The 26443-nt window shown below is 66.1% G+C and carries 29 protein-coding genes; 20 read left to right on the plus strand and 9 right to left on the minus strand.

Annotated features, from left to right (window positions below; all coding sequences use genetic code 11):
- Positions 1-379: 379 nt before the first annotated feature.
- From ACP15H_RS08165 to ACP15H_RS08200, 8 genes are all read left to right on the plus strand, one after another.
- Positions 380-2977 carry a hypothetical protein gene (locus ACP15H_RS08165; RefSeq protein WP_425065706.1) on the plus strand — a complete coding sequence of 866 codons (2598 nt, stop codon included), beginning with the start codon at positions 380-382 and terminating at the stop codon, positions 2975-2977.
- Positions 2978-2980: 3 nt separating this feature from the next.
- On the plus strand, positions 2981-3472 hold the full coding sequence (locus ACP15H_RS08170; RefSeq protein WP_425065707.1) for a hypothetical protein: 492 nt from the start codon (positions 2981-2983) through the stop codon (positions 3470-3472).
- 304 nt (positions 3473-3776) lie between these two features.
- On the plus strand, positions 3777-4046 hold the full coding sequence (locus ACP15H_RS08175; RefSeq protein ID WP_425065708.1) for a transposase: 270 nt from the start codon (positions 3777-3779) through the stop codon (positions 4044-4046).
- A complete protein-coding gene (locus ACP15H_RS08180) occupies positions 4004-4621 on the plus strand; it encodes a transposase (protein ID WP_425065709.1) in 618 nt (205 codons plus the stop codon). The genes ACP15H_RS08175 and ACP15H_RS08180 overlap by 43 nt, the downstream gene beginning before the upstream one ends.
- 73 nt (positions 4622-4694) lie before the next feature.
- Entirely contained in the window at positions 4695-4925 is a 231-nt protein-coding gene (locus ACP15H_RS08185; protein ID WP_425065710.1) for a hypothetical protein, read from the plus strand.
- Positions 4925-5311, plus strand: a complete 387-nt coding sequence (locus ACP15H_RS08190) for a hypothetical protein (protein WP_425065711.1) — start codon at positions 4925-4927, stop codon at positions 5309-5311. The genes ACP15H_RS08185 and ACP15H_RS08190 overlap by 1 nt, the downstream gene beginning before the upstream one ends.
- A gap of 203 nt (positions 5312-5514) precedes the next feature.
- On the plus strand, positions 5515-6243 hold the full coding sequence (locus tag ACP15H_RS08195) for a hypothetical protein (RefSeq protein ID WP_425065712.1): 729 nt from the start codon (positions 5515-5517) through the stop codon (positions 6241-6243).
- A 140-nt stretch (positions 6244-6383) separates the two neighbouring features.
- Positions 6384-6509 (plus strand): hypothetical protein, encoded by a 126-nt coding sequence (locus ACP15H_RS08200; protein WP_425065713.1) that lies wholly within the window; start codon positions 6384-6386, stop codon positions 6507-6509.
- A gap of 197 nt (positions 6510-6706) precedes the next feature.
- Here the strand turns inward: ACP15H_RS08200 and ACP15H_RS08205 are convergent, their stop codons facing one another.
- From ACP15H_RS08205 to ACP15H_RS08225, 5 genes are read right to left on the minus strand one after another with little or no spacing between them, the layout of a single operon-like run.
- The gene (locus tag ACP15H_RS08205) at positions 6707-7453 is read right to left on the minus strand and encodes a sulfite exporter TauE/SafE family protein (protein WP_425065714.1); all 747 of its coding nucleotides are present in this window, start codon (positions 7451-7453) and stop codon (positions 6707-6709) included.
- A gap of 3 nt (positions 7454-7456) precedes the next feature.
- Positions 7457-8692, minus strand: coding sequence for an acyl-CoA dehydrogenase (locus ACP15H_RS08210; RefSeq protein ID WP_425065715.1), 1236 nt, complete (start codon positions 8690-8692; stop codon positions 7457-7459).
- Between the two features lie 57 nt (positions 8693-8749).
- On the minus strand, positions 8750-9550 hold the full coding sequence (locus tag ACP15H_RS08215; RefSeq protein ID WP_425065716.1) for an ABC transporter ATP-binding protein: 801 nt from the start codon (positions 9548-9550) through the stop codon (positions 8750-8752).
- An 18-nt stretch (positions 9551-9568) separates the two neighbouring features.
- Positions 9569-10555, minus strand: coding sequence for an ABC transporter substrate-binding protein (locus tag ACP15H_RS08220; protein ID WP_425065717.1), 987 nt, complete (start codon positions 10553-10555; stop codon positions 9569-9571).
- 29 nt (positions 10556-10584) lie between these two features.
- On the minus strand, positions 10585-11352 hold the full coding sequence (locus tag ACP15H_RS08225; RefSeq protein WP_425065718.1) for an ABC transporter permease: 768 nt from the start codon (positions 11350-11352) through the stop codon (positions 10585-10587).
- Between the two features lie 108 nt (positions 11353-11460).
- On the opposite strand from ACP15H_RS08225, the gene ACP15H_RS08230 reads away from it, so the two are divergent.
- The 7 genes from ACP15H_RS08230 to ACP15H_RS08260 are packed head-to-tail and all read left to right on the plus strand — an operon-like array spanning position 11461 to position 18564.
- Positions 11461-12279 carry a sugar phosphate isomerase/epimerase family protein gene (locus tag ACP15H_RS08230; protein ID WP_425065719.1) on the plus strand — a complete coding sequence of 273 codons (819 nt, stop codon included), beginning with the start codon at positions 11461-11463 and terminating at the stop codon, positions 12277-12279.
- Positions 12276-13721, plus strand: coding sequence for a mandelate racemase (locus tag ACP15H_RS08235; protein ID WP_425065720.1), 1446 nt, complete (start codon positions 12276-12278; stop codon positions 13719-13721). Before ACP15H_RS08230 ends, ACP15H_RS08235 begins: the two co-directional genes overlap by 4 nt.
- Positions 13718-14749, plus strand: a complete 1032-nt coding sequence (locus ACP15H_RS08240) for an NAD-dependent epimerase/dehydratase family protein (protein WP_425065721.1) — start codon at positions 13718-13720, stop codon at positions 14747-14749. Before ACP15H_RS08235 ends, ACP15H_RS08240 begins: the two co-directional genes overlap by 4 nt.
- Positions 14736-15620: a hypothetical protein gene (locus tag ACP15H_RS08245; protein WP_425065722.1), complete on the plus strand. Its 885-nt coding sequence runs from the start codon at positions 14736-14738 to the stop codon at positions 15618-15620. The genes ACP15H_RS08240 and ACP15H_RS08245 overlap by 14 nt, the downstream gene beginning before the upstream one ends.
- A 9-nt stretch (positions 15621-15629) precedes the next feature.
- Positions 15630-16703, plus strand: coding sequence for a dihydrodipicolinate synthase family protein (locus tag ACP15H_RS08250; RefSeq protein ID WP_425065723.1), 1074 nt, complete (start codon positions 15630-15632; stop codon positions 16701-16703).
- Between the two features lie 4 nt (positions 16704-16707).
- The gene (locus ACP15H_RS08255) at positions 16708-18120 is read left to right on the plus strand and encodes an amidase (protein WP_425065724.1); all 1413 of its coding nucleotides are present in this window, start codon (positions 16708-16710) and stop codon (positions 18118-18120) included.
- Positions 18121-18147: 27 nt separating this feature from the next.
- Positions 18148-18564 (plus strand): hypothetical protein, encoded by a 417-nt coding sequence (locus ACP15H_RS08260; RefSeq protein ID WP_425065725.1) that lies wholly within the window; start codon positions 18148-18150, stop codon positions 18562-18564.
- Positions 18565-18592: 28 nt separating this feature from the next.
- On the opposite strand, the gene ACP15H_RS08265 is transcribed toward ACP15H_RS08260, so the two are convergent.
- The 4 genes from ACP15H_RS08265 to ACP15H_RS08280 are packed head-to-tail and all read right to left on the minus strand — an operon-like array spanning position 18593 to position 21997.
- Positions 18593-19561 carry a hypothetical protein gene (locus ACP15H_RS08265; RefSeq protein ID WP_425065726.1) on the minus strand — a complete coding sequence of 323 codons (969 nt, stop codon included), beginning with the start codon at positions 19559-19561 and terminating at the stop codon, positions 18593-18595.
- Positions 19558-20595, minus strand: coding sequence for a hypothetical protein (locus tag ACP15H_RS08270; protein WP_425065727.1), 1038 nt, complete (start codon positions 20593-20595; stop codon positions 19558-19560). Before ACP15H_RS08270 ends, ACP15H_RS08265 begins: the two co-directional genes overlap by 4 nt.
- Positions 20592-21110 carry a UGSC family (seleno)protein gene (locus ACP15H_RS08275; RefSeq protein ID WP_422036204.1) on the minus strand — a complete coding sequence of 173 codons (519 nt, stop codon included), beginning with the start codon at positions 21108-21110 and terminating at the stop codon, positions 20592-20594. Before ACP15H_RS08275 ends, ACP15H_RS08270 begins: the two co-directional genes overlap by 4 nt.
- A 17-nt stretch (positions 21111-21127) precedes the next feature.
- Complete coding sequence (locus ACP15H_RS08280; protein WP_425065728.1) at positions 21128-21997, minus strand: NAD(P)/FAD-dependent oxidoreductase; 870 nt, start codon at positions 21995-21997, stop codon at positions 21128-21130.
- Between the two features lie 186 nt (positions 21998-22183).
- Between ACP15H_RS08280 and ACP15H_RS08285 the strand changes: the two genes are divergently transcribed.
- The 5 genes from ACP15H_RS08285 to ACP15H_RS08305 are packed head-to-tail and all read left to right on the plus strand — an operon-like array spanning position 22184 to position 26410.
- Entirely contained in the window at positions 22184-23098 is a 915-nt protein-coding gene (locus ACP15H_RS08285) for an ABC transporter permease subunit (protein ID WP_422013503.1), read from the plus strand.
- Between the two features lie 4 nt (positions 23099-23102).
- The gene (gene livM / locus ACP15H_RS08290) at positions 23103-24524 is read left to right on the plus strand and encodes a high-affinity branched-chain amino acid ABC transporter permease LivM (RefSeq protein ID WP_425065729.1); all 1422 of its coding nucleotides are present in this window, start codon (positions 23103-23105) and stop codon (positions 24522-24524) included.
- Entirely contained in the window at positions 24521-25330 is an 810-nt protein-coding gene (locus ACP15H_RS08295) for an ABC transporter ATP-binding protein (RefSeq protein WP_425065730.1), read from the plus strand. Before livM ends, ACP15H_RS08295 begins: the two co-directional genes overlap by 4 nt.
- Positions 25323-26051, plus strand: coding sequence for an ABC transporter ATP-binding protein (locus tag ACP15H_RS08300; protein WP_425065731.1), 729 nt, complete (start codon positions 25323-25325; stop codon positions 26049-26051). The genes ACP15H_RS08295 and ACP15H_RS08300 overlap by 8 nt, the downstream gene beginning before the upstream one ends.
- Positions 26048-26410, plus strand: a complete 363-nt coding sequence (locus ACP15H_RS08305) for a DUF6867 family protein (protein WP_425065732.1) — start codon at positions 26048-26050, stop codon at positions 26408-26410. The genes ACP15H_RS08300 and ACP15H_RS08305 overlap by 4 nt, the downstream gene beginning before the upstream one ends.
- Positions 26411-26443 lie beyond the last annotated feature (33 nt).

Genomic DNA, 26443 nt, shown 5'->3' on the forward strand with positions numbered 1-26443 from the left:
GCCGAATGCTTTTCAAGGCCCTTTCAAACGGCCCGCTTGCATATTCAAAGTCCGGCTCATCAGCAACTCGAGGGCTCGCTTCTCACAGGAGAGATGTCTTTGGGAACATTTGACGCCCCTGGCGATGACACTGCCGATCCCTCGTTTTCGTCGCCGCTGTTGCCGCATGTCTTGTCGCGGCCATTGAGCACCGATCAGCCGGAGGGCTGACCCCACGGCGTAACTGCAGACCGTCGCATCGACCGGGTCGAACGCGCCGAAATCACCAGCCAACGAGCAGGCGATGACCGGAGCTGTCCGGGCGCCGGAGCCGCTTTCCTTTCCACGCGACAGCAAGAACGCCCTCCAGGCCCCGATGGGCCGCTGAACGGAGACGAACATGGCAAGCATCATGACAGATGGGCTGCTCTCGGCAGCGCCTGCCGCGGACCCATGGCCGCGTCACGAGCTAGGCGACGACAGCGCACTCGGCCTCCAGGCCGACGAGATGTTCGCGCGCCAGCTCGACACCCGGTTCGCGGGCGAGGTGCGCGGCCTGGTGACCGACCCGACGACCGGTCTCGCGGGCAAGGACCCGGAGGAGGCGCTGGCCGGGATCGCCGAGACCACCCGGCTTCTGGGCGAGCTGAAGGACCGCTATCTGACGCAGGTGATCGGGCCCCGCCAGAAGGCGCTGCTCGAACCGGTGATCGACCGGCGTCTCGAGCGCGCCGGCGGCGACCTCGGGCGGATCGTGGAGCAGGCTGCGTCGGCGCTGGACGACCGCATCGTTGCCGAGCGCCTCGCCGACCTGGCGCGTGACGCGACGCTGTCCTGGCAGGACCCGACCCATCTGCGCACGCTGGGCCGCGCCGCGGTGGGCGAGCTGCGTTACCAGGGCGAACGAAAGGGCTGGGACGCGGGCCGGACCGACACGGCGGTGCGCACCGGCCTGAGCGATCTCTATGCCGGCGCGGTCGAAGCCGCGATCGGCCAGGATCCCGAGCGCGCGGCGAAGCTCTATGACCACGCGCGCGACGTGATCCAGCCGGAGCGGCAGGCCGCGGTCGAGCGCAAGATCGAACGGGCGCGCGAAGAGCGGCGTGTGACGGAGATCGTCGGCGGTCTGGCCGACACGCCGGACGATCCAACGCGCCGCCCGGACCTCGACGACTACCAGGCGCGTGCCGCCGAACTGACACCGCCGGACGCCTCGCCCGAGGTGTGGGCGCAGGTCGCCCGGATGGCGCGGATCGAACAGGCGCGCGCCGACCGGGCGTGGCAGGCGACGCGGGGCCGCGCGGCCGCAAGCGCGCTCGACTGGCTGGGAGAGAATCCCGCCGCACCGCTGATGGCGATGCCTGCGGAGCTGCGCGACGGGTTGAGCCAGGAGCAGATGGAAGCGCTCGACCGGACCGCCATGAACGACGGCCGCGTCGTCACGGACCGCGACCTTTACGACAGGCTCGATGACCTGGCCGTGCGCACCCCGGAAGACTTTGCCGGCCTCGACCTCACGCAACACCGGCTGTCGCTCGGCGACAGCGACTACAACCGACTGACCAAACTCCAGCAGGCTCTCGCCGAAGGCAAATCCGATCCGGCCTTCGAGCGCCACCGTCTCGGTCGCCTGTTCCTGGACGAAGGACTGCGCACCGCCAACCTCGATCCCGAGGGTGAGGAGGCCAAGACCGCACGGCAACAGCTCGACAGGCTTTTGGGCGCCTTCGAATCCGTCGAGGGCAAGCCGCCGAAGATGGTGGACATTCGCGGCCTCGTCGGCGATGTGCTGCCGCGCGGGGAAGGCGATCCGAATACCGTCCGGGCGTCGGGCGGCGAGCCAGTCGAAGCGCTGCCGCCAGACGCTGTGGTGAAGGGCGTTTTCGATGTGGCAGAGCCCCACGCTGCGTCGGTTGATGCCGTATCGACGCCCTCACCCAGAGACGAAGTCGTAGTCGAATCGACAGGCCCCAGGGCTATAGAAGCGGCATCTACTATCCCTCCCGCGCCCGACGTCACGCGGTTCGATGACGGAACCAAGCGGGTCACGCGCCGCGGCGTCGATACGGAGCGCGGCAAGGCCGACGTCACGGAAGCGTACGACGAGCAGGACCGCATCGTCTCGACCGATGCCATCTTCGCCGACGGCCATCGTGTGGAAAGCCGGTGGTCCTACCCCGCCGAGGGCCATTGGTCGCAGGTCGATACCATACGCGACCCCTCGGGCAAGACGCTGGGCGTAATCACCACGACTTTCGACAGTGAGCGCGTGACGCGGACCGTCGAGCCGATAGACGGACAGCCACAGACCGACATCTGGGATCGGGATGGTCCCGTGCCGACGATGCAGAACGTCGTCGCGCCAGCCTTGGCCGTCCCCTTCCTGCTGGACCTCGCGGCGGCCGCGATCGGGGCCGTGATTGTCGGAAAAGCGATAGACGACACGATCGCTCGCCAGAGCACGGCCGGCGTTCGGGGCGGCAGTGAAATGGCCCGTCCGCCCGGCAAGGACCCGGCCCCCGACGACAACGACCCGCCGGGGCGGGTCGAGGGCGACAAGCCACCGCCCTCCGGACCTCGGGTGCCGCTGATTCCGCCGGGGGAGCGTCCTAGTTCGCGGCAGAGCGAGCTTGACGATGCAAAAGCGGAACAGCCGGACTTTGTCCCGCAAGTCTCTTTCAAGAACGGCAAGGAGGTCAGTTGGGGGACGGCTGGTTCGGTCCGTCCCGACGGGGTATCGGCCGACAAGCGCAGTGCATCGTTCGAGGTGAAGAATTATAACATCAATACCAACAAGCACGGATTGGTGAGCGACGTCACTCGACAGGTATTGCAGCGGGCGCAACACTTGCCGCCGGGCATGCAGCAGCACATCAGAATCGACATTCGTGGCCAGCATACATCCCAGGAACAATTGGAAAAAGTAGCCAGGCGAATTGTCGAGCGGTCGAATGGCCTTCTCAGGCGCGAACATATCAAATTTAGAGCGGAGGATTAGCCGATGAGTGATGTTGGGATCTCCGGAGGCATGCTCCTTCAGCATATGGGTACGCCAGCCGAAGTCGCTGCATTCTTCGCTTTGATCGAACGTCATAAATCGGAGTCGATCAGCGGTACGCTCGATCTCGTCACGGACCGACTTTACAGGCGCACCGTGCCCGGCGAGCAGTATGATGCACTTGTCGACCAATTGGCGGAATGTCGGCGGCTACTTCAGAAGATTCAAATAACTGAAGGCTTCTGGGACGAGTTTAAGCTGGGTGATCGTACGAAAGCCATCGATCGGTCGGCGAAGACGGCGGCTGATGCGTTTCAAAAGATTTTCAAGTCGCTCTACAAGGCGATCGACTATGCTCGCGCCGACAAAAAGAATATTGGCTACTTCCGTCCTTTGCGTCTCATGGCATGGGAAGGACCCAAGTCTCACGAACATGAGTTCATGCCGCTAGAGGACTTTGAAAAGCCTGACATGCGGCCAATCTGGCTGGAGTGATTTGGCTCCGTCTACTGACTTTGATGACGCTCAGATAATTGTCGGGACCTCTTCGGAGGAGTTCCCAGCACGCCGGATCGTCCATCCCACAGCCCTACGAATCATCGGAACAGAAGGTCGAACTCCATCCGCTGAACGCTCATCCGATCCGCGCATCATCGCCCCGTCTGAACTCTCAGATCAGTGAATCATGTTCCAATGAGCGCCGCGATACCCTTTTTCAACAGCCTGCTGGGTCGCATACTCATAAACGATTTCCAAATCATGGAGAAAATGATTCAAGGTTCTGAAGGGAGCCTTGGCGATGGCGCGCTACGATCTGACTGAGTTTGAGTGGCGAACGATCCAACCGCTGCTGCCGAACAAGCCACGCGGGGCGCCGCGAGTCGATGACCGGCGTGTTCTGAACGGCATTTTCTGGGTGCTTCGGTCCGGCTCGCCCTGGGCAGATGTGCCAGAGCGCTATGGCCCGCCGACCACGATCTACAACCGCTTCAACCGTGGGCGAAAGGCCGGGATCTGGGATCGGCTGTGGACGCCATCATCTCCGCTCATGACGGCAAGGTGCAGATGATCGATTCGATCGTCGTGCGCGCGCATCAGCAGGCGGCCGCCCAAAAAACAAGCTGGAGACGCTTGTATCGGTCGAAGTCGTGGAGGACCGACGACCAAGCTTCATGTCTGCGCCGTTGGCAACGGCCTGCGGTACAGCTCGAGCTCTCCGCCGGACAGGCCAACGACGCGCCAATGGCGGAACTTCTCCTTAACGACCTGCCCCGAGGGGCGGTCGTGCTCGCCGTTCGTGCCTATGATGCCGATTGGATCCGCGAGTTCATCGAAGACCAAGAATGCAAGGCCTGCATCCCGCCCAAGGTCAACCGCACTGAGCCCGCCTCATACTCGAAGCGGACATACAAGAAGCGCAACCTCATCGAACGAAACATCGGAAAACTCAAGCAGTTCAGGTACGTCTCCACACGCTTCGATCGCAGCACCGTAAACTACCTTGCCATGGCAAAGCTCGCTGCAGTACGACTTTGGCTTAGGCATTATGAGTCTGCAGCAAGTTCGCGGCAGAGCGAGCTTGACGTTGCAAAAAACGGAACCGCCGGACTTTGTCCCGCAAGTCTCTTTCAAGAACGGCAATGAGGTAAGTTGAGGGACGGCTGGTTCGGTCCGTCCCGACGGGGTATCGGCCTACAAACGCAGTGCATCGTTCGAGGTGAAGAATCACAATATCAATACCAATGCCAATGGCTTGGTGAACAAGGTCGTCAAACAGGTTCACGAGCGTGCCCGGCATCTGCCGCGGGGTATGCAGCAGAACATTAGGATCGATGTGCGTGGACAAAGCGTATCTTCTGGGCCCCTTGATGACATCGCAAGAAGGATCGTCGAAAAGTCGAATGAGCTACTCAGCCGTGAACACATTGAATTCATGGAGTTCCATTGATGAGCGACGTTGGACTATCGGCGGGGTTACTTCGCAAGCAGATCGGAACTTCAAGGGAAGTTGCCGCCTTTTTCGAGTTGATCGGCCGGCATAAGCCAAAATCGGCCGGACAACCGCTCGCTCTGGTGACGGAGCGTCTCTACAAGCGCACTGTGCCGGGAGAAGCGTTCGATGCACTTCTCGAACAGCTTCACGAGTGCCAACGTACATTTCGTGCTGTTCCGGTCGCCCCAGGTTTCTGGGATGAATTCGATCTGGCTGGAGTGATTTGGCTCGGTGATCGGTCCCGGTGGATGGGCACACCCCGATCGATACTCACTCAAGGAAGCCCGAACGCACACATAGGCCGTATCGAGGCAGCCGAGGAAATTGGGCGCATCGCCTGAGGCGGCAAGGCGCTGGAGAATGCGCGGAACAGGAACGCGACCATCGTCACAGTGGGTACTGGTAAAGCACGCAACGGCGTGATTGAACAAATCGTCGGCTGCGGGCGCTTTATCGCCCACCCATAGCGGAGGCCCAGATGTCTAAAATCTTTGAGCCCGAGAAAAGTCGCCAGTTCTACCTCGATTTCCTTCTGGCTATTGCGATGAGGTTCGAGCCCGAAAAGACCGGACCGTTCAATCGAGCAGGCTATATGGCAAGTACGCTAGGTTACCTGATCCGGGCTCACTTGCTAGGTCTGCGCGACCGGGTACTGCCGACGGCGCAGGCGCTCGTCGCCTGGATGGAAGTACAAACATCACCACCGGAGGGCAAGGATACTGACGAATCCTTCCGCGCCTACCAATGGTGGGAGACGCTGGGTCTGTGCAAGTGGCTGATCGACGGTGATCCGGCGGTGGCCGAGTTCGGCCGCGCGAGCGAAGCCGACTGGCGGCAGTGGGACAAGTTCGACCGCCTCGAACCAAACGGGGCCAAGCTGCTGATGCGGGAGGGGCTCGAACTCGCCCTGCCGCTCAACCTCGCGGCGCGACGCTATGACGTCGGCCTTAAGCTCTGTCAGGAGGCTGGACTCACCACCAAGCCTTCGTCAGCACCGGCGATTGTTCGAGCGGAACTGATGTACGGCCAATGGGCCTGCCGTCATCTCGTCGACGGTGGCAAGCCCGACGCGGCCTATGTCGCCAAGGGCGAGGAGATGCTGCGCAAGACGACGATAGAGCGTTTCATCCCGAACGGGTCCCAAATCACGATGGCGATGTGGCTGAAGGCGATCTACCACGACAGCGGCGTCACGCGGACGCCGGAGGAGACGATCCTCAAGGCCTACGATACCATGACCGGTGTCGAGAAGCCCGCCTTCGCAAAGATCTGATGTTGAACGAGCAGTTGCAGCAGCAGAGGCTGTGGCCGGCGAGCCAGGCAATGCTCCTGCGTGCCAGGACGCCCGGCCGATCGATGGGGTGACGACAAGAACGCCTTTCAGGCCCGATGGGCCGCTGAACGGAGACGAACATGGCAAGCATCGAGACAAAAGAGCTGCCTTCGGCAGCGGCGGCCGCCGCTGAACCGTGGCCGCTCAACGACCTCGGCGACCACAATCCGCTGGGCGTCCATGTCGACGAGATGTTCGCCCGTTAATAGCAGCCGTTTCTACCACGCCGGGGCAGCCTCCGCCGGATCATTGCGGCGATGCCGCCGCCGACCGCCAGAATGGAAACCTACCGAGCGCTCGACCAGGCCGCGGTACTGCATTCGTTGAGCGCCACGCTCGACGGCCGCCAACATCAACAATGCCGGCTACGCTTCGATATGAAACGTTAGACTCCAGGCTCCCTCTATCTCAGGGAGGTCGCGATCAGCGTCAGTCCTGAGAGGCAGAGCAGGCCGAGCAGGATGTAGCGGAACTGGACATCGTTGATGCGGCCGTACAACGCCAGGCCGATGCGGGCACCGATCAGCGTCGTCGGCACGGTGATCGCCGCCCAGATCAGGAACGTCCGGTCGAGGAAGCCCGCGACGCCCGCCGACACCAGGGCGAGGAATAGCACGCTCATGTTGAACGGCTGGTTAACGCCGCGCTGCTCGTCCTTGCCGAATCCGCGCAACTGCGCCCAGATCGCCGGAACCGGGCCGCTGAGGCTCGCCATCCCGCCCATCACGCCGCCGATCAGGCCGACCGCGGCGTCGGCCGCCCGGCCGCCCCCGGTGACGATCGGCGGCCGGCGAACGATGGCCATCCAGGTGCTGTAGACGATCAACAGGATGCCGACGCCGGCCTTCAGGGGGCGAGGTTCGAGATGGTTGAGCAGGAGCGTGCCCAACGGCACGCCGACGATGCCGGCCGAGAGCATCGGCCACAGGCGCTGCCAGCGCACGCCGCTCCAGATGCGGGGAAGGGACTGGACGTGGCCGGCGACGCCGCACAGGGCGGTGAGGGGCGCGGCCGTGAGCGGCGACATGGCCTGCAGCCAGAAGCCCAGCGCCACCAGCGCGTAGCCGGTGCCGCTCAATCCATTGACGAAGCCAGCCGCCAGTGCCCCGGCGACGACGATCGCGATGTCGCCGGGGGGTGGCAGGGTCACGCGTCAGGCGCCGGAGCTGAACGCCTGGATGCCGGTCATGGCGCGGCCGAGGATCAGCGCGTGCACGTCGTGCGTGCCTTCGTAGGTGTTCACGGCCTCGAGGTTCATCGCGTGACGGATCACGTGATACTCGTCCGACACGCCGTTGCCGCCGTGCATGTCGCGGGCGACGCGGGCGATGTCGAGCGCCTTGCCGCAATTGTTGCGCTTGATCAGCGAGATCATCTCCGGCTGGGCATGGCCCTTGTCCTTGAGGCGGCCGACCCGCAGGCAGGCCTGGAGGCCGAGCGCGATCTCGGTCTGCATGTCGGCGAGCTTCTTCTGGATGAGCTGGGTGGCGGCCAGCGGCCGGCCGAACTGCTTGCGCTCCATCGTGTAGTTGCGCGCCTGCTTCCAGCAGAACTCGGCGGCGCCCATGGCGCCCCAGGCGATGCCGTAGCGGGCGTTGTTCAGGCAGCCGAACGGACCGCCGAGGCCGGCGACGTTGGGCATCAGGTTCTCGACCGGCACGAAGACGTCTTCGAGCATGATGGCGCCCGTCACCGAGGCGCGCAGGCTGAACTTGCCCTCGATCTTCGGCGTCTCGATGCCCTTCCAGCTGCGCTCCAGGATGAAGCCGCGGATCGCGCCGCCGTCGAGCTTGGCCCAGATCACCAGCACGTCGGCGATCGGCGAGTTGGTGATCCACATCTTGGAGCCCGACAGGCTGAAGCCGCCGGGGACGGTCGTGGCGCGGGTCTTCATGCCGCCGGGATCGGAGCCGTGATCCGGCTCGGTGAGGCCGAAGCAGCCGACCCATTCGCCGGTGGCGAGCTTGGGCAGGTACTTCATGCGCTGCTCTTCGCTGCCGTAGGCATAGATCGGGTGCATGACCAGCGAGGACTGCACGCTCATCGCCGAGCGGTAGCCCGAGTCGACGCGCTCCACTTCGCGGGCGACCAGGCCGTAGGTCGTGTAGTTGGCGCCGGCGCAGCCGTACTTCTCCGGAAGCGTCGAGCCCAGCAGGCCGAGCGCGCCGAACTCGTTCATGATCTCGCGATCGAACTTCTCGTTGCGGTTGGCCATCAGGACGCGCGGCATCAGCTTGTCCTGGCAGTAGTCGCGCGCGACGTCGCGGATGGCGATCTCGTCCTCGGTCAGCTGGTCATCGAGGAAGAACGGGTCTTCCCAGTCGAAGGCCCTGGCGTCTGCGCTGATGCCCTTGGCGGCGCTCTTGATCGGGGTGGCGGCGTTGGCCATGTCTGCTCCTGCTATTTCGCCCGCGTCTTATCAGGCAGGGCAGGCCGCGCCAACGCCCTAAAGGGCCGCGCCCACGAGGGTCTTGCCCGTCAGGGCGCGGAAAATCTCGAGGTTGAGCTTGCCGAAGGCCTCCGACGCCCGCAGTTCCACGGTGCGGGGGCGCGGCAGGTCGATCCGGAGGTCCGCGGCGATGCGACCCGGCCGGGCCGACATGACGATCACGCGGTCTGAGAGGAAGACCGCCTCCGGGATCGAATGGGTGACGAAGACCACGGTCTTGCGGGCCTCGCGGGCGACGTCGCTTTCTCCCCAGATCCGCAGCAGCTCGAGCGCCATGTCGTCCCGGGTCATGGCGTCGAGGGCGCCGAACGGCTCGTCCATCAGCAGGAGCGGCGGGTCGAGCAGCAGGGCGCGGCAGAGGGCGGCGCGCTGCTGCATGCCGCCGGACAGTTCGCGCGGCAGCTTGGCGCCGAAGCCGCCGAGCCCCGCCATTTCGAGAAGTTGCTCGGCGCGCGACCGCAGCGCGCGCGGGTCCTTGCCCGCGAGTTCTGCCGGCAGCAGCACGTTTTCCAGGATGGATCGCCATTTCAGCAGGATCGGGGCCTGGAACACCATGCCGACGTCCGGGATCGGCTGCGTCACGGTGCGGCCGGCGACCGTGATGGCGCCGGCCGTGGCCGGACGCAGCCCGGCCAGGATGCGCAGCAGGGTCGACTTCCCACAGCCGCTCGGGCCGACCAGCGAGACGAACTCACCGGCCCCGATCGACGCGGAAATGCCGGCGAGCGCCTCGACCGGGCCGCTCGCCGCCTGATACGTCATGCCGACCCGGTCGAGGTCGATCAGTCCCTTTGCCACGCGACGCGACTGCCTGGATCAGTTCGGCATCGCGACCTTGGTGAAGAACTCGGTCGAGTAGACGTCCTTGCACTCGACCTTCTTCGGCAGGCCCATGTAGGTGTTCACCAGATCGACCGAGTCGCACATCTTCTTCTCGTCGATCCAGCCGATGCCGTTCTTGGCATAGCGGTCGGTCTTCATCAGCCCGAGGCCGATCATCATGTTGGGCGTCATCACCTCGACGTCGACCTCGGGCACGCGCTTCTTCAGGATTTCCATGGCGGCCTTCGGGTCGGCCATGACGTCGCGCCAGCCCATGTAGGAGGCCTCGAGGAAGTCCTTCAGAGCCTTGGGCTTGTCCTTCATCGTCTTGGCGCTGGCGATGATCGACATCGAGTACATGTCGAAGCCGAAATCGGCCCACGGCATCATCACGACAGTGTCCTTACCGGCGGCCTTCTCGTAGAGCGGCAGGCCGGTGCTGTAGTCGCCGACGCCGTCGACGCGCTTCTCGGCCAGGGCCGCGATCTTGGCGGCGGGCTCGATGTTCACCCACGAGACCTTGGCCGGGTCGATGCCGTTGGCCTTGGCGAAGGCCGGGAACATCTGGCGCTGCGAATCGCCCGGAGGCGCGGCGAGCGTCTTGCCTTCCAGGTCCTTGGGCTTGGCGAGCGGCTTTTCCTTGAGGCTGAAGATGTTGAGGGGGGTCTTGTCGAACACCATGCCGACCGTCTTGACGGTCGTGCTGCGGCCGACCGAGGCGATGACGACGGCGGCGTCGGCGAGGCCGGCATCGGCGCGGCCGGTGTCGACCTTGGCGATCGAATCGCCGGAGCCCTTGGAGTTCTCGAGGGTGACGTCGAGGCCCTTGGCCTTGTAGTAGCCCTTGTCGAGCGCGACCCAGTAGGCGGCGTGGTCGCCGACTGCGAACCAGTTGAGCGCGAAGGTGAACTTCTCCTGCGCCGAGGCGGCGCCGGAGGTGGCCAGCAGCGCGGCCAGCGCCAGCGACAGTGTGCGAGTCATAGCGGTCTCCCTTTTCCCCATCCCCGAACTCAGTCGACGCCCTCGGCCCAGGGGGCCCAGAGATGCGCCAGCAATACGACGGCGCCGTAGAGCACGAGGCCCACGACGGAAATCCAGACCAGGGCGGCGAACGCCACGGAGGTGTTCATGCTGCTCTGTGTGGTGACGATGACGTAGCCCAGGCCGCGCTGGGAGGCGACGAACTCGCCGACGATCGCGCCCACCACCGCCGCGGTTGCCGTGATCTTCAGCGCGCTCAGGATGTAGGGAAGGGCGTTGGGGAGGCGGATCTTGACGAAGATCTTCCATTTCGGTGCGTTGAAGACGCGGCCGAGGTCGAGCATGTCCGGTTCGACCTGGGACAGGCCGACGGCGGTATTGATGACCACGGGGAAGAAGCCGATAAGCGCGCCCATCAGCATGTTGGGGAAGATGCCGTAGCCCATCCAGATCAGGAACAGGGGCGCGATCGCCACCTTCGGCAGGGTGTTCACGAACACGAGGAACGGCACCAGCGCGTTGGCGAGGACGGGCGACCAGGCGATGGCGACGCCCAGCGCCACGCCGACCACCGCGGCCATCAGGAAGGCGCCGATGATCTCGAAGGTCGTGGTCCACAGATGGGGCCACCAGGCCGTGTCGCCGTGCCAGAGCGCGTTCCAGACCGAGAGCGGGGCGGGCAGGAGATACTCGCGGATGTTGCCGAAGGTGACGGCGGCCTGCCAGCTCGCCAGCAGGAAGGCGAAGAGGACGAGGGTCGGCCAGTAACGGTTGGCCAGGGTGCCGAATTTCGTCATGCGCGCGCAGCGATGAAACTGTTCATCGCTTTCGCGCCCCTGATATCATGTGCCCCCATGCGATGAGACTGGCGAACGCGCATTTGCCCGTCAAGGCGAGGTTCGTCCGTGAAGCTTTCTCTCTGCAACGAAGTCATCCGCGAGTTGTCGTTCGAGCGCCAATGCGCTCTGGCGGCGGCGCTCGGCTACAAAGGACTCGAAGTCGCGCCGTTCACCCTGGGCGACGATGCATGGCGCATGCCAGCCTCCCAGCGTGCTTCCGTCCGCAAGGCCTGTGCCGACGCCGGCGTGGAGGTCAGCGGCCTCCACTGGCTGCTGGCGGCGCCGGCGGGACTGTCGATCGCGACCGAAGATCGGGCGGTGTGGCAGCGCAGCGTCGATGTGCTGCTGTCATCCATCGAACTCTGCGCCGACCTGGGCGGCGCCTATCTCGTTCATGGTTCGCCCGGCCAGCGCCGTGTAGCCCACCCGGATGATGCCAGGCGCGTCGAGGAAGCCTGGGCCGTCGCCGCCGCCGCTGCGGAGAAGGCCGGCGTGGTCTATTGCCTGGAGCCGCTGGCGCGACCCGATTGCAACTTCGTCAATACGCTCAGCGAGGCCGAGGCCGTCGTCCGTCGTATCGGCAGCCCGGCCTTCCGGCTGATGGTCGACACGCTGGCCTCCAGCCTGGAAGAGCAGGAGCCGGTTGCCGATGTCATCCGCCGCTGGATGCCGACCGGGTTGATGGCGCATGTCCAGTTCAACGACCGCAACAAGCGCGGGCCGGGCGAGGGGACGGACAAATTCGCGCCCGTGGTCGAGGCGCTGCGCGACACGGGTTACGATGGCTGGGTCGCCATGGAACCCTTCATCTACGAACCCGACGGTTCGACCTGCGCGGCGCGCATGATCGGCTATGTTCAAGGTCTGCTGGAGCAAACGGTATGAAAGTGAAGGTTGAGGCGGTCGACCGCTTCGAGCGCGACCACCGCCTGCGCCTGCCGTTCCGCTTCGGCGTCATCACGGTGACGCAGGGCATCCAGGCGATCATCCGCGTACGCATCGCGCTGGAGGACGGTCGTACCAGCGAAGGAGTCGCGGCCGAGGCGCTGGGCGCCAAGTGGTTCGAGAAGAGCCCGGAGTTTTCCGACGCACAGAATCTCGACCAGCTGCGGCAGGCCCTGCAGCTCGCCATCGACCACTACGGCGAGCGAGGGTTCGACACGCCCTTCGGGCTCTATGCCGGCAGCTATCGCCAGCAGATCTCGCGCGGCGGCGAGCTGGGGCTCAATCCTCTGGTTGCCTCGTACGGACCGGCGCTGCTCGACAGGGCGATCCTCGATGCGCTTGGCAAGGTGACCGGCCAATCCTTTGCGCAGATGATCACGGCCAATGTGCCGGGCATCTCAGCGACCGATCTGACACCGGACATCGACGCCGGTGATCTCTCGGGTTTCCTGAAGGGACTGAAGCCGCGCCCGTCGATCGACTTGCGTCACACGGTGGGCCTGGTCGATCCGCTGACGAAGGCCGAGCGGCTGGAGTCCGAGCGGGTGAACGACGGGCTTCCGGAGACGCTGGAAGAGGTCGTCTCCTACTATCGCGGCCGCTATTACAAGCTGAAGGTCGGCGGCGACATCCGGGCCGACCTGGATCGGCTGACGCGCATCGCTTCCGTGCTCGATGCGGCAGCCGGCGACTACAAGGTCACGTTCGACGGCAACGAACAGTACGACGATGTCGACGGCATCGTGGAGCTGTGGCGCAAGGTCGAGGAGACGCCGGCGCTCGCGAAGATGGTCAGAGCCACTCTGTTCATCGAGCAGCCGATCAAGCGCCAGGCGGCGCTCAGCCGGCCGGTGACGGCGCTTGCCAAGTATCGCCCCGTCATCATCGACGAATCGGACGGCGAGCTCGCGACCTTCCCGGAGGCGCTGAAGCTCGGCTATGCCGGAGTCTCCAGCAAGAACTGCAAGGGCTTCTACAAGTCGATCCTGAATGCGGCACGGGTCACGAAGCTGGGGCCCGGCTACTTCATGTCGGCCGAGGATCTCACGACGCAGCCCGGCGTCAGCGTCCAGCAGGACCTGGCACTGGTCTCACTGCTGGGCCTCACCCATGTCGAGCGCAACGCCCATCATTTCATCGACGGCATGTCGTCGGCCTCCGACGCCGAACAGAATGCCTTCGTGGCCGCCCATCCCGATCTCTACGAGCGCCAGGCCGGCAGGCCGGCGCGGCTCAAGGTGCGGGACGGCGCGCTGGCATTGGGTTCGTTGGCGTGTCCGGGCTTCGCGGTCGGCGTCGATCTCGACTTCGCGGCGCTGCGCTCGATGCCTGCCGCGCCACACGAACGGCTGACGCCGGCCCATCCTGGAGGCAAGAAATGAGCGCCAACCTTCCGGCCCGCTTCGACAGCGTCGAGGCCGTCGAGGATTTCATGACCGCCCCGTCGGCCGATCTGGTGGCCGATCTGGCGGCGACGCCGGGTGACATCCTCGTCCTGGGCGTCGGCGGCAAGATGGGCCCGACCCTCGCGCGCATGGCCAAGCGCGCCGCGCCGACCAAGCGGGTGATGGGCGTGGCGCGCTTCAGCGAGCCCGGTGTGAAGGAGGCGCTGGAGAAGGCCGGCGTCGAGCCGGTCTCCGCGGACCTGCTGAATCGCGCGGCGTTGGAAAACCTGCCCAAGGCCGCCAACGTCGTCTTCATGGCGGGGCGCAAGTTCGGCGCGACCGGCGACGTGCCGCTCACCTGGGCGATGAACGTACAGGTCCCGGCGATGGTCGCGGAGGTCTTCAAGGAATCGCGCATCGTCGCCTTCTCGACGGGGTGCGTCTATCCGTTCGTGCCGGTCGACAGTGGCGGCGCGACGGAGGAAGTGCCGCCGGTGCCGCCCTCCGGAGACTATGCGAATTCCTGCGTCGGCCGCGAGCGCATGTTCGAGTATTTCTCGGCCCGCCACGGCACGCCCGGCCGGCTGTTCCGCCTCAACTACGCGATCGACATGCGCTACGGCGTCCTGCACGACGTCGGCCGCAAGGTGAGGGACGGCGAGCCGATCGACCTGTCGATGGGGCATGTGAACGTCATCTGGCAGGGCGATGCGAATTCCGTCGCGCTGCGTTGCCTCGCCCGCGCGACCACACCCACGACACCGATCAACGTGACGGGCCTGGAGACCATCGAGATCCGCAAGCTGGCCGCCGAATTCGGCAAGCTGCTGGAGAGGACACCCATCCTCACCGGCAAGGAAGCGCCGACCGGCTGGCTGAACAATGCGAGCCGCATGGAGAAGGAGTTCGGGCCGCCCAGCGTGCCGCTCTCGAAGATGATCGAGTGGACGACCGACTGGCTGCAGAGGGACATGGTCACGCTGAACAAGCCCACGCACTACGAGGTGCGCGATGGCAAATACTGACGCGCCACTGTCTGATGGGGTCGACGTCAAGCCGATCGACCCGGAGCAGGCTGATGCGGTCTGGCCGCTGTCGATCGAGGCGGGATGGAACCAGAACGTTGCCGACTGGCGGTTCATGCTGGGGGCCGGCCGCGGCTTCGGCTGTACGGCGCCGGACGGAACGTGGAAGGCGAGTTCATTGGTCCTGCCGCTCGGCCAGAATCTCGCCTGGATCAGCATGGTGCTGGTGACCAGGGACCGTCGCCGTGGCGGCCTCGGGACAGGCCTGCTCAAGCGCTGCATCGAGGAAGTCCTGGCCGCCGACGCGGTCGCGGGCCTCGATGCGACGGAGCAGGGGCGGCCGATCTATCTGACGCTCGGTTTTCGAGACCTCTACCCGATCGCGCGCTGGCACTTCGACGGGGTGGAGGCCGCCGCGGTCGCACCGCCGGCCGGCGTCACGATCCGGCCGATCACGCCGGCGGACCTGCCGCGGCTTGCCGTCTACGACCGGCCGCTCACCGGCATGGAGCGGCCTTCGATCCTGATGCACCTCGCCCTGCGGCAGCCCGGCCGCGCGTGGTTGGCCGAAGACGTGGGGGGCAAGATCGTGGGCTTCGTGCTGGGCCGCGAGGGCCGGGTGGCAACGTCGCTCGGACCGGTCGTGGCCGACCGCGAGGCCATCGCCCTGTCCCTGATCTCGCGTGCGGCCGCCACCGCGCCGGGGCCGTTCATCATCGACGTGCCGGAGGCGCATCAGGCCGTCCGCGCCTGGCTCCAGCAGCAGGGGGCGACCTCGCCCCGCGGCTACATGCGGATGACCCTGGGGACGGCGAAGAGGCTGGACGATCCCTCGCATGTCTTTGCCCTCGCAGGCCCGGAACTGGGATAGGATGCAGGCATGAGCACCGACAAGGCCCTCCACTGGCGCGATCTTCCGGCGCCGGTCCTGTCCCTGCTGCGGCAGGGCACCGTCATCCCCGCGCACCCGCTGGCGCTCGACGCCCAGCGGAACTTCGACAGGCAGTCGCAACGCGCCTTGAGTCGCTATTACCTCGACGCCGGTTCCGGCGGACTGGCGGTGGGCGTCCACACCACGCAGTTCGCCATCCGCGAAGTCGGGCTCTATCGCCCCGTCCTCGAACTCGCCATCGAGACGGCGCGCGACTGGACCGACCGACCGCTGGTCATGATCGCGGGCGCCGTTGGCAAGACGGCGCAGGCGCTGGAGGAAGCGCGCACGGCGCGGTCGCTCGGCTATCACGCGGTCTTGCTGTCGCTGGCGGCGCTGAAGGGCTCGAGCGAGGACGAACTGATCGAGCATTGCGCTGCGGTCGCGAAGGAAATGCCGCTGATCGGCTTCTACCTGCAGACCGCGGTGGGCGGCATCAAGCTGTCGCGCGAGTTCTGGGCCCGCTTTGCCGCGATCGACAATGTCGTGGCGATCAAGGTGGCGCCGTTCAACCGCTACCGCACGCTCGATGTCTGCTTCGGCATCGCCGCGGCCCACGCCGAGGATCGCATCACCCTCTACACCGGCAACGACGATCATATCGTGGCCGATCTCGTAACGCCGATGGTCGTGCGCACCGGCAACCGCGAGGTGACGCTGCGCTTCCAGGGTGGCCTGCTCGGCCACTGGAGCGTCTGGACGCGCGGCGCGGCGAAGATGCTGGAAAGGCTGAAGCTCTCGGTGTCGAACGGCGCGGTCCCGCCTGAAATACTGGCGCTCGATTCATTCGTGACGGACTGCAACAGCGTCGTGTTCGACGTCGACCATGATTTCGCCGGCTGCATTCCCGGCTGCCACGAAATCCTGCGGCGTCAGGGCCTGCTTCAGTCCATCGAATGCCTCGATCCGCACGAGAAGCTGAGCCCCGGTCAGAGCGAAGGCATCGACCGGCTCTACGCCACCTATCCCGAGCTTCATGACGACGCCTTCGTAGCGGCGAACCTCGAGCGCTGGCGGAACTGAACCGTTGGAAGACGTTTTCGCGACAAATGACGCACTGGCTGTCGCGGAGCTGGTCCGCAGCCGCCAGATCGGCGCCAAAGAACTGCTCGATGCCACCCTCGTGCGGCTGCGCGAGGCCAACGACCGGCTGAACGCGATCACGGATTTCTACGAAGGCGACCTGCTCGAAAGATCCATCGCTGCGGCAGGCGACGGGCAATTCCAGGGCATTCCCTTCGTCGTGAAGCAGCTCATGGCCGATTGTGCCGGCGCGCCGACCACGGTCGGCTCGCGCTTCTTCGCGAAAGAACCGGTGGCCGCACAGGACAGCGCGGCCGTGGCGCGCATGCGCCGCGCCGGGCTCGTGATCGTCGGCCGCAGCAACACCAGCGAGTTCGGCCTCGCACCCACGACGGAGCCGGCCTTCGGCGGCGCAACGGTCAATCCCTGGCGGGTCGACCTGTCGCCGGGCGGCTCCTCGGGAGGTTCGGCGGCCATCGTAGCGGCACGGGCGCTGGCGATGGCGCATGCGACCGACGGCGGCGGTTCGATCCGCATTCCGGCGTCTCTATGCGGCCTGTTCGGTCTGAAGCCCTCGCGTGGCCGCATCAGCCTGGCGCCGATCGGCGAGACGCTGGCGGGCGCCGGCGCGCAGCTCTGCGTCTCGATCTCGGTGCGCGACAGTGCGGCCCTGCTCGATGCGCTGGCGGGCGGCGAACCCGGCGATCCATATGGCGCGCCCGAAGCCCGGGGCTCGTTCCTCGATGCGACCAGGCGCGCGCCAGGCAGGCTCCGTGTCGCGTTCCTGCGCAAGCCCGTGGGCTGGGACTCGATGGATCCCGTGCTGATCGCGGCCGTCGAGCGCACGGCGAAACGGCTGGAGGCACTCGGCCATCACGTGGAGGAGGCCGCGCCCGACTACGATGCCGCGGCGGCGGGCACAGCCTTCGGCACGGTGATGTGCGCCAACACCCTCACCAATATCCAGGTGCGCGCCAATGGCCGCGTGCCGGGACCGCGCGATCTGGAACCGGTGACGCAGCTCCATGCGGAGCAGGGCAGCAGGATAAGTGCCCACGACTATATCCGCGCGGTGCAGGTCTTCCACCGCACCGGCCGGCAACTCGGGGCCTTCTTCGAGGGCTTCGACATTCTCCTGTCGCCGACCATCGCGCGGACCTCGTTGCCGTTGGGCACCGTGCGCATGGATGGAAGTCTCGAGACGTACGAGGAGGGGCTCGCACCGATGGTGGCCTTCACCTCCGTCTGCAATGCCGCGGGCGTACCGGCCATGTCGGTGCCGCTCGAATGGACGGACGACGGTCTGCCGATCGGGATGCATTTCGTCGCCCGCTACGGCGCTGAGGCCACGCTGTTGTCACTGGCCGCCCAGCTCGAACAGGCGCATCCGTGGCGCGATCGGCGTCCTCCGGGGTGACGTGAGGTGACAGGCAATCTCTGGCGCATGGTTGTTGCTGGCTTTCTCGCCGGCGCGTTGAGCGTACTGGTGTTCCACCAGTGGGGCTTCTACATCGCCGCCGAACTGGGGTTCGGCCGGCCCAATCTCTACAACATGCGGCCGGTGCCGCCCTGGGGCGTTCCGGCCATCGTCTCCCTGGCCTTCTGGGGCGGTCTTTGGGGCGCCCTGGGCGCTTTCGTGGTCGCACGACTGCCCGGCATCCTGAATGGGGCCCTGGGGTGGATCCTCTTCGCGATCACGCTGGTATTGGCGGTGAACTGGTTCGTCGTCCTGCCGATCAAGGGCGCGCCGGTCGGCGGCGGCTGGCGCCTGCCCGGCGTGGCGGTCGTGCCGATCGTCTATGCCCTGTGGGGTTTGGGGATGTGGCTGTTCTACGGGCTCGTGCGCAGGCTCCTGAAGTAGCCGGGCCCGCAGGGCCCGGCGGCCCGGGTCAGAGCTTGCGCATCACGATCTGCGATCCGCCGCCCCAGATCGGGAGATAGGCCATCTTGTAGCCCGCGCCGCCGGTCACGATCGGATGGATCGCCTCCGGAGAACTGGCTACGTCCTCACCCTTGTCGAACAGGTATTGCTGGACACGCTTGATATCCCAGCCCTCGTGGCGGGCGATCTTCTCGGCGAGTTCGAGCGGCAGCAGAAGGACCTGTTCGCCGCGCTCGCTCTTGCGGCTCTGTCCCGACATCACGATCTCGGCGCGCATGCCGGCGACGACCGGGTCGAGGATGGCCTCGGGCGTGGCCCCTTCGCCGTCGCCCGGCAGCACCTCGGCGGTGCCTGAAATGCCCATCACCGTGATGGCGCTCTCGTCTTTGCCGAGGCCATGGCGTTCGGTGAAGGTGGGGAAGGGACCGCCTTCGCGTTCGGCGAAGCACAGCGTGAACTTGGCCGGCTGCCCCATCGTCGCCATGTCGCCGGTATCCGAGCGCGCGCCGCCTATGTTGCGCAGGCAGAGCTGCAGGGCGCGACCGATGCAGGCGTTGGCGCGGGCGCCGGGGCCGATGGCGTTGGTCAGCGCGTTGACCCCGAGCCTGCGCGCGATCGGACCATGGATGCAGAGCGCGACGGCGGCGCTGCCGGTGGTGGTGGCGATGCCGAGAAGATTGAAGTCGGGCTCGAGCAGCGCCTGTGCCGCCGCCAGCACGACCGGCAGTTCCGCCGGCACGCAGCCCGCGATCACGCATTGATAGGCGACGGACTCGGGCGTGATGTCGCCGAACATCGGCGGCATCATCCCAAGCGAGTCTGCCCGGCTGGCGACTCCGGCGATCATGGCGTCGAGCCGCTTCCGCGTAGGAGGCACAAGAGGGAGGCCGTCCGAAAGCTCGGCCTCCGCCAGGATCTGCTGTGCGCTTTCCCAAGCCGTCGATTCGACGACCGGCCAGCCGCACCACTCGCTCATCGGGCGATGCGCGTGCAGGCCACGGTGGTGCCGCCGAACGACGGAATGAACGCCGAATGCTTGCCCGGACCGCCCGCGACGGTGATGTGGATGTCGTTAGGATCGCGGCCGATCGTCAGCCAGTCGCCGTCCGGCTTGTGGCCGGTGCTCTCGTAGGTGTCGAGGTTCTCGCGGGAGATTCGCGACAGGTGGATGCGTGAGCGCTTCCAGAGTTCCTCGCGGATGCTCTCCAGCGTGAAGCCATCGCGCTTCAGGGTCGCGGCGTGCTCCGGGCCGATGATGAGGAACATCGGCCCCTTGCCGTACACGGTATTGGCACCGGGGTTGGACATGCCGCCCGCGAAGGTGGTCAGCAGCCCGTCGCCCGTGGTCGAGCCGTGGTCGTTCAGATTGTGCGGGCCTTCACCCGACATCACCGTCACGACCGAGTCCGTGGGCGCGAAGCCGCGCTGCACGTGATAGGGCGTCCAGGGGTTCTCTTCCTCGTTCTCGCCGAAGCAGAAGGTGAACTTGGCGGGATTGCCCTGGGTGGAGCGGTCCATCTCGCCCGGCTTGGCGCCAGCCACGTTCAGCAGCATCAGGCCGAGCGCGCGGCCGATCGTGGCGTTGGCCTGGCGACCCTGGCCGAAGCAGTTGGTTCCGCAGTTGATGTTGAGCTCGTGCCGGATGGGGCCGCTCACCATGACCATCGGCGCGCAGGAGTGCGTGGTCGCGAGCGTGCCGTGCAGATTGTATTCCGGGTCGAGCACGCCGCGCAGGGCGGCGGTCACGACGGGGAAGTATTCCGGTTTGCAGCCGGCCATGACGGCATTGGCGGCCAGCGCCTGCAACGTCGGGACGATCTGGCGCGGCGGCACCGGCGGGTAGGGACGGTTGTCGCCGCGAACGGTTTCGACGAACTTCGCCACCTTGGCCTCGGTGGGCACGAAGAGCGGCATGCCGTCGCTCCAGCCCTGTTCGTTGGCGTACTCGTTGAAGGCCTCGACATCCATATCGCCGATGTCGATCACTTCCTGGTCGGCGATGTCCTTCATTTGCTCGTCGCCTCGGTCAGTCCCTTGGTCGCTGCTTCGATCCGTTCCCGCAGCTCTTCGGCATTCAGGCCGCCGACGGGGTGCTTCACTACGATAAGGCGCGCTTCGACCTTGCGGGCTTTCGCCTGGGCCAGGACCAGCGGTTTGAAAGTCTCAGTGGCGATCACGAAAGCGGTGATGCCGAGCTTCTCGAGTTCGAGGCTGTCGTGGAAACTCCACGATGAACAGCTTCCTCAATCACCTAAGGCTAGAAGTGCTGCCTTGTAGTTCTTGGCGACCTTCTCGATCAGCTCCTTCGGTGCCGGCTGGCTGGCGCTGTTCTTGGCATGGAAGTGGATGTTGTCCACCGGACGGTGCGCGCCCAGCATGGCGCGGACGCCTTCCAGGAGCTCACGGGCATTGGGCTTGGAATTGGAGATCAGGGCAATGGCGTCGGTCGCCCAGTTCACGGGCTGCAAGGTCACCTTGGCGGGACCGGCGGCGGCCATGCCGAAGCTGGGATTGAAGATACGCATGTCTGCTTTCCTCCACGCTATTTGTTCAACGCCGCGACGACCGACTTGGCGACGCGCTGGCCGTCCGCGATCGCGTCGGCCAGGTATTCCTTGGAACCGGACCGGACGTCGCCGGCGGCAAACACCAGCGGCTGGCCGGCCTGGCCCTGTGCATCGACAACGATATGCCCCGTGGCGTCGCGTGCAAGCGAATCCGGCACAAATTCCGCAGCGGGAGACCGGCCTTCGTAAACGAACACGGCATTCGTCGAAACGCGGTTTCGCTGGCCGTCCTTTTCGATCGTGACGGCCTCGAGACCATTGCTGCCTTCGAGGCCGACGATGCGTCCCGGCTGGGCCGTCACGCCCTCGGGGACCGGGCCGGTCGGCGTGCCGAGCATGGTGATGTCGCCTGCGATGCCGACCAGGACGGCGGCCTCGTAAGGCGCCCAGCCGGTCGCGCCGGCGACGATCACGGGCTGGCCGGCATAGAGCGGCCCGTCGCAGTTCGCGCAGTGGGAAAGGCCGCGGCCTTCATATTCATCCTCGCCCGGTATGCCGAGCTTGCCCTTGTTCAGGCCGGTCGCCACGACCACCGAGCGCGCACTGTGGCGCTCGCCGTCGGTCGTCTCGACCTCGAAGGGGCCGGTCCCGGCAATCGCCGAGACCTCGCCGAAGCCGAGCTCGACGCCGGCCACGGCGGCGTCGTCGGTGAGGCGCGCGGCCATCGTCGTGCCGTCGAACATCTCCTCGAAATCGTGGAGGGCGCCCAGGTTGATGATTTCGCCGCCGGGCGCGAGCTTGTCGAGGCAGAGCGCCTTCAGTCCGGCGCGGGCGATTTCAGTGGCGGCGGTCAGTCCGGCCGGACCGGCGCCGATGACGATCACGTCGTAGGAGGGGGTAATCATGGCTGCATTTAATCCGTGCTCGCGCGACGGAGCGCAAGCGGCATTTCGGCCGCCTCGCCCGGGCCTGGCAGGCAGGGACCGAAACCGCGGGTGTGGTGGTCCGCTATTTGCAAGCGGCCCATCTTGAGCTTGCCAGTGCCCGAGAAAGCATCGTAGGTCGCAAGGGCAGGGAGACAGAAACAAGGCATGGCGTATTTCACGCAACAGCTGATCAACGCAATCACGCTGGGCGCCATCTACGGGCTGATCGCCATCGGTTACACGATGGTCTACGGCATCATCGGCATGATCAACTTCGCACACGGCGAAGTCTTCATGATCGGCGCGTTCATCTCGCTGATCGGCTTCATCATCTGCGGCAGTCTCGGCATCAGCTCGGCGCCCATCGCCATCGTCCTGGTCCTGCTGCTGGCCATGTCCTTCTCCGCCGTCTACGGCTGGGCGATAGAACGAACGGCCTATCGACCGTTGCGCGGATCGTTCCGGCTGGCGCCGCTGATCTCGGCGATCGGCGTCTCCATAGCGCTGCAGAACTACGTGCAGCTGGCACAGGGGGCGCGGCCCAAGCCCGGCGGGCAGATCGTGTCGGGTGGCTTCAACCTGTTCACCGCCGACGGGTTCGACGTGCGCGTCACCTGGCTGCAGATCATCATCGTGCTGGTGACGGTCGTGCTGATGGCGGGCTTCACCTGGGTGATCGCCAGGACCTCGCTCGGGCGCCAGCAGCGTGCCTGCGAGCAGGACATGAAGATGGCCTCCCTGCTGGGCGTCAACGTCGACCGCACCATCTCGCTCACCTTCGTGCTGGGCGCGGCGCTGGCCGCGGTCGCCGGCATGCTCTTCCTGATGTACTACGGCGTCATCGACTTCTTCATCGGCTTCCTGGCCGGGATCAAGGCCTTCACGGCCGCTGTGCTGGGCGGTATCGGCTCGCTGCCGGGCGCCATGCTGGGCGGGCTGCTGATCGGTCTGATCGAGGTCTTCTGGGCCGGCTACTTCTCGAGCGAGTACAAGGACGTCGCGGCCTTCGCGATCCTGGTGCTGGTGCTGATCTTCCGGCCGAGCGGCCTGCTCGGCAAACCGGAGATCGAGAAGGTCTGAACGCATGGGCCCGCGTCTCCCTCTCATGCTGAAGGATGCGGGTCTCACCGCTTTCGTTGCCGCGGCCCTCGGTTTCTTCGTCGTCGGCTTCCGCACCGTCGACCAGGGCGGCGGGAAGGGGCTGGGCTTCGACTACCAGCTGGTCGATCTCGCCGTGGCGATCGTTGCGATCTTCGTCGGGCGCCTCGGCCTCTCGATGGCGGCGAACGGCCTGCGCTGGCCTGCCATCGCATTGGGTGTCGCGATGATCGCGGCCGGCGCCTCGCCGATGAAAATGCCGTCGGGTTTCCTGCACTGGTTCGTGGGGCTGGGCGGCGTGGTGCTGTTGATCCGCGCGATCTGGCCGTGGGCCAACGACGCCATGGGCGCGGCGGCGCGCACGCCGTCGGGCGTGGCGCTGGGCAAGGCCGGCGCCAAATGGTTCGGCTGGCTGCTGCTGGCCGGCGCGGTCCTGCTGCCGGCCATGCCGTTTGCCGACCAGAAGACGATGGATCTCGGCGTGCTGATCCTGACCTACGTGATGCTGGGCTGGGGGCTGAACATCGTGGTCGGGCTCGCGGGCCTGCTCGATCTCGGGTACGTGGCCTTCTACGCCGTCGGGGCCTACGCCTATGCGCTGCTCAGCACGCAGTATGGGCTGGGTTTCTGGACGGTCCTGCCGCTCGCCGGGATGATGGCGGCGCTGTTCGGCATCATGCTGGGCTTTCCTGTGCTGCGCCTGCGCGGCGACTATCTCGCCATCGTGACCCTGGGCTTCGGCGAGATCATCCGCCTGGTGCTGCTCAACTGGTTCGACCTGACGAACGGTCCGGCCGGCATCGGCTCCATTCCCGGACCGACCCTGTTCGGCGCCGTGTTCGCCGAGACGCCGCCACCGGGCAAGCAGACCGTATCGGAGATGCTGGGCATTGCCTTCGACGGCAATCACCGGCTGATCTTCCTCTACTACATCATCCTCGGCCTGGCGCTGATCACCAACCTGTTCACCCAGCGCATGCGGCGCCTGCCGGTCGGCCGCGCCTGGGAGGCGTTGCGCGAGGACGAGACGGCCTGCCAGGCGCTGGGCATCAATCCGACCAACACCAAGCTCACGGCCTTCGCCATCGGCGCCATGTTCGCGGGCTTTGCCGGCTCGTTCTTCGCCGCCAAGCAGCGCTTCATCAGCCCCGAGAGCTTCGTATTCATCGAATCGGCGATCATCCTGGCGATCGTCGTGCTGGGCGGCATGGGCAGCCAGATCGGCGTCGTGCTGGCGGCGGTGCTGCTGATCGGCCTGCCCGAATGGTTCCGCGACCTCGGTAACTACCGCATGCTGGCCTTCGGCCTCGCCATGGTCCTGATCATGGTGTTCCGGCCGCGCGGCCTCGTCTCCAGCCGCGAACCGTCGATAAGGCTGCATCCGGCGGGCTCAGGAGGCGGTGGATGAGCACGCCGCTGATCGAGGTCGAGCATCTGACCATGCGTTTCGGTGGGTTGGTCGCCATCGACGACGTTTCGTTCGCGGCCCGATCGCATTCCATCACCGCCGTCATCGGGCCCAACGGCGCCGGCAAGACCACCGTCTTCAACTGCATCACCGGCTTCTACAAGCCGACGATCGGGCGGCTGACCCTGCGCAGCCCCGGCGGCGAATTCCTGCTCGAGCGGATGCGCGGCCACGAGATCGGTCAGAAGGCGAGGGTGGCGCGCACCTTCCAGAACATCCGTCTGTTCTCCGGCATGACGGTGCTGGAGAATCTCATGGTCGCACAGCACAACAAGCTGATGCGCGCGTCGGGCTGGAGCCTGCTGGGGCTGGTGGGCGCCGGTCGCTTCCAGCGCGCCGAGGCGGCCGCAATCGAGCTGGCCCGGCTCTGGCTGGAGCGCATCGGACTGGTGGCGGATGCCGACCGGCCGGCCGGGGAGCTGCCCTACGGCGCCCAGCGGCGGCTCGAGATCGCCCGCGCCATGTGTACGGAGCCGGTGCTGCTCTGCCTCGACGAGCCGGCCGCCGGCCTCAACCCGCGCGAATCGGCGGAACTCAATCAGCTCCTGGTCTCGATCCGCGATCGTGACGGGATCGGCGTGCTGCTGATCGAGCACGACATGAGCGTGGTGATGAACATCTCCGACCACATCGTCGTGCTGGATTACGGCCGCAAGATCGCCGAGGGGGCGCCGCTCGCGGTGCGCAACGATCCGGCGGTGATCCGCGCCTATCTCGGTACCGACGAGGAGGCGATCGATGGCTGAACCCTCGATCCTCTCGGTCAAGGGCGTCGAGACCTTCTACGGCGCGATCCAGGCCCTCCACGGCGTCGACCTGGAGGTGACGCGCGGCGAGATCGTGACGCTGATCGGCGCCAACGGGGCCGGCAAGTCGACGCTGCTGATGACGATCTGCGGCAATCCCCGCGCGCGCGCCGGCAGGATCACCTTCGACGGCGAGGACATCACGGCGCTGCCGACCCACCAGATCGTGCGGCGCGGCGTGGCGCAGGTGCCGGAGGGCCGGCGCATCTTCGCGCGCATGAGCGTTTACGAGAACCTGCAGATGGGGGCGATCCTGGGCGACCCGGCCAACTTCAGGTCGGACATCGACAGGGTCTTCGCCATGTTCCCGCGGCTGGCCGAGCGGCGCGACCAGCGCGGTGGCACCCTCTCGGGTGGCGAGCAGCAGATGCTGGCGATCGGCCGCGCCCTGATGAGCCGGCCGCGGCTCCTGCTGCTCGACGAACCGTCGCTCGGCCTGGCGCCCCTGATCGTGCGCCAGATCTTCGACTCGATCGGCCGCATCGCGCGGGAGGAGGGGGTGACGATCTTCCTGGTCGAGCAGAACGCCTTCCATGCGCTGCGCCTGGCCGACCGCGGCTACGTGCTGGCCAACGGTCGGGTGCGTCTCAGCGGCAGCGGCAAGGAGCTTCTGGCCAACCGGGAGGTCAGGGCGGCCTATCTCGAAGGGGGGCATGCGTGAGCCCGCTCGATACCTTCATGTTCGACTGGTTCGGCGACACGCTGTTGAACGTAGTGCTGTTCAACCTCGTCCTGATCGGGCCGGCCTCGTTCGCGGCGGGACATGCCGTGGCGCTGACCTGGCGACCGTGGCTGCAGATCGTGTTCTACACGGCGCTCCTGTCGGCGACTCTGCGCTTCCTGGACTACGCATTGGCCGGCGGCGAGCTCTTGTCGCTGGCGGGCTTCGCGCTGGGCTGGGCGGTCCAGCTGGCGATCGCGGCCTTTGCCTTCAGGCTCACCCGAGCGCGCCAGATGGTGCGCCAGTATCCCTGGCTCTATCGGCGCAAAGGCTTGCTGGGCTGGGACGAGCGGCCCTAATGTATCGGCATGCTCCGCGCGTGCGGAGGAGGC

This window comes from Reyranella sp. (assembly GCF_965249915.1).
Lineage (GTDB): Bacteria > Pseudomonadota > Alphaproteobacteria > Reyranellales > Reyranellaceae > Reyranella.

Coding starts and splice junctions, on each gene's coding strand:
- ACP15H_RS08165 (WP_425065706.1), top strand. CDS start 380: ATGGCAAGCATCATGACAGATGGGCTGCTCTCGGCAGCGCCTGCCGCG.
- ACP15H_RS08170 (WP_425065707.1), top strand. CDS start 2,981: ATGAGTGATGTTGGGATCTCCGGAGGCATGCTCCTTCAGCATATGGGT.
- ACP15H_RS08175 (WP_425065708.1), top strand. CDS start 3,777: ATGGCGCGCTACGATCTGACTGAGTTTGAGTGGCGAACGATCCAACCG.
- ACP15H_RS08190 (WP_425065711.1), top strand. CDS start 4,925: ATGAGCGACGTTGGACTATCGGCGGGGTTACTTCGCAAGCAGATCGGA.
- ACP15H_RS08195 (WP_425065712.1), top strand. CDS start 5,515: ATGAGGTTCGAGCCCGAAAAGACCGGACCGTTCAATCGAGCAGGCTAT.
- ACP15H_RS08200 (WP_425065713.1), top strand. CDS start 6,384: ATGGCAAGCATCGAGACAAAAGAGCTGCCTTCGGCAGCGGCGGCCGCC.
- ACP15H_RS08210 (WP_425065715.1), bottom strand. CDS start 8,692: ATGGCCAACGCCGCCACCCCGATCAAGAGCGCCGCCAAGGGCATCAGC.
- ACP15H_RS08220 (WP_425065717.1), bottom strand. CDS start 10,555: ATGACTCGCACACTGTCGCTGGCGCTGGCCGCGCTGCTGGCCACCTCC.
- ACP15H_RS08225 (WP_425065718.1), bottom strand. CDS start 11,352: ATGACGAAATTCGGCACCCTGGCCAACCGTTACTGGCCGACCCTCGTC.
- ACP15H_RS08235 (WP_425065720.1), top strand. CDS start 12,276: ATGAAAGTGAAGGTTGAGGCGGTCGACCGCTTCGAGCGCGACCACCGC.
- ACP15H_RS08240 (WP_425065721.1), top strand. CDS start 13,718: ATGAGCGCCAACCTTCCGGCCCGCTTCGACAGCGTCGAGGCCGTCGAG.
- ACP15H_RS08245 (WP_425065722.1), top strand. CDS start 14,736: ATGGCAAATACTGACGCGCCACTGTCTGATGGGGTCGACGTCAAGCCG.
- ACP15H_RS08250 (WP_425065723.1), top strand. CDS start 15,630: ATGAGCACCGACAAGGCCCTCCACTGGCGCGATCTTCCGGCGCCGGTC.
- ACP15H_RS08260 (WP_425065725.1), top strand. CDS start 18,148: ATGGTTGTTGCTGGCTTTCTCGCCGGCGCGTTGAGCGTACTGGTGTTC.
- ACP15H_RS08265 (WP_425065726.1), bottom strand. CDS start 19,561: ATGAGCGAGTGGTGCGGCTGGCCGGTCGTCGAATCGACGGCTTGGGAA.
- ACP15H_RS08270 (WP_425065727.1), bottom strand. CDS start 20,595: ATGAAGGACATCGCCGACCAGGAAGTGATCGACATCGGCGATATGGAT.
- ACP15H_RS08280 (WP_425065728.1), bottom strand. CDS start 21,997: ATGATTACCCCCTCCTACGACGTGATCGTCATCGGCGCCGGTCCGGCC.
- ACP15H_RS08285 (WP_422013503.1), top strand. CDS start 22,184: ATGGCGTATTTCACGCAACAGCTGATCAACGCAATCACGCTGGGCGCC.
- livM (WP_425065729.1), top strand. CDS start 23,103: ATGGGCCCGCGTCTCCCTCTCATGCTGAAGGATGCGGGTCTCACCGCT.
- ACP15H_RS08295 (WP_425065730.1), top strand. CDS start 24,521: ATGAGCACGCCGCTGATCGAGGTCGAGCATCTGACCATGCGTTTCGGT.
- ACP15H_RS08300 (WP_425065731.1), top strand. CDS start 25,323: ATGGCTGAACCCTCGATCCTCTCGGTCAAGGGCGTCGAGACCTTCTAC.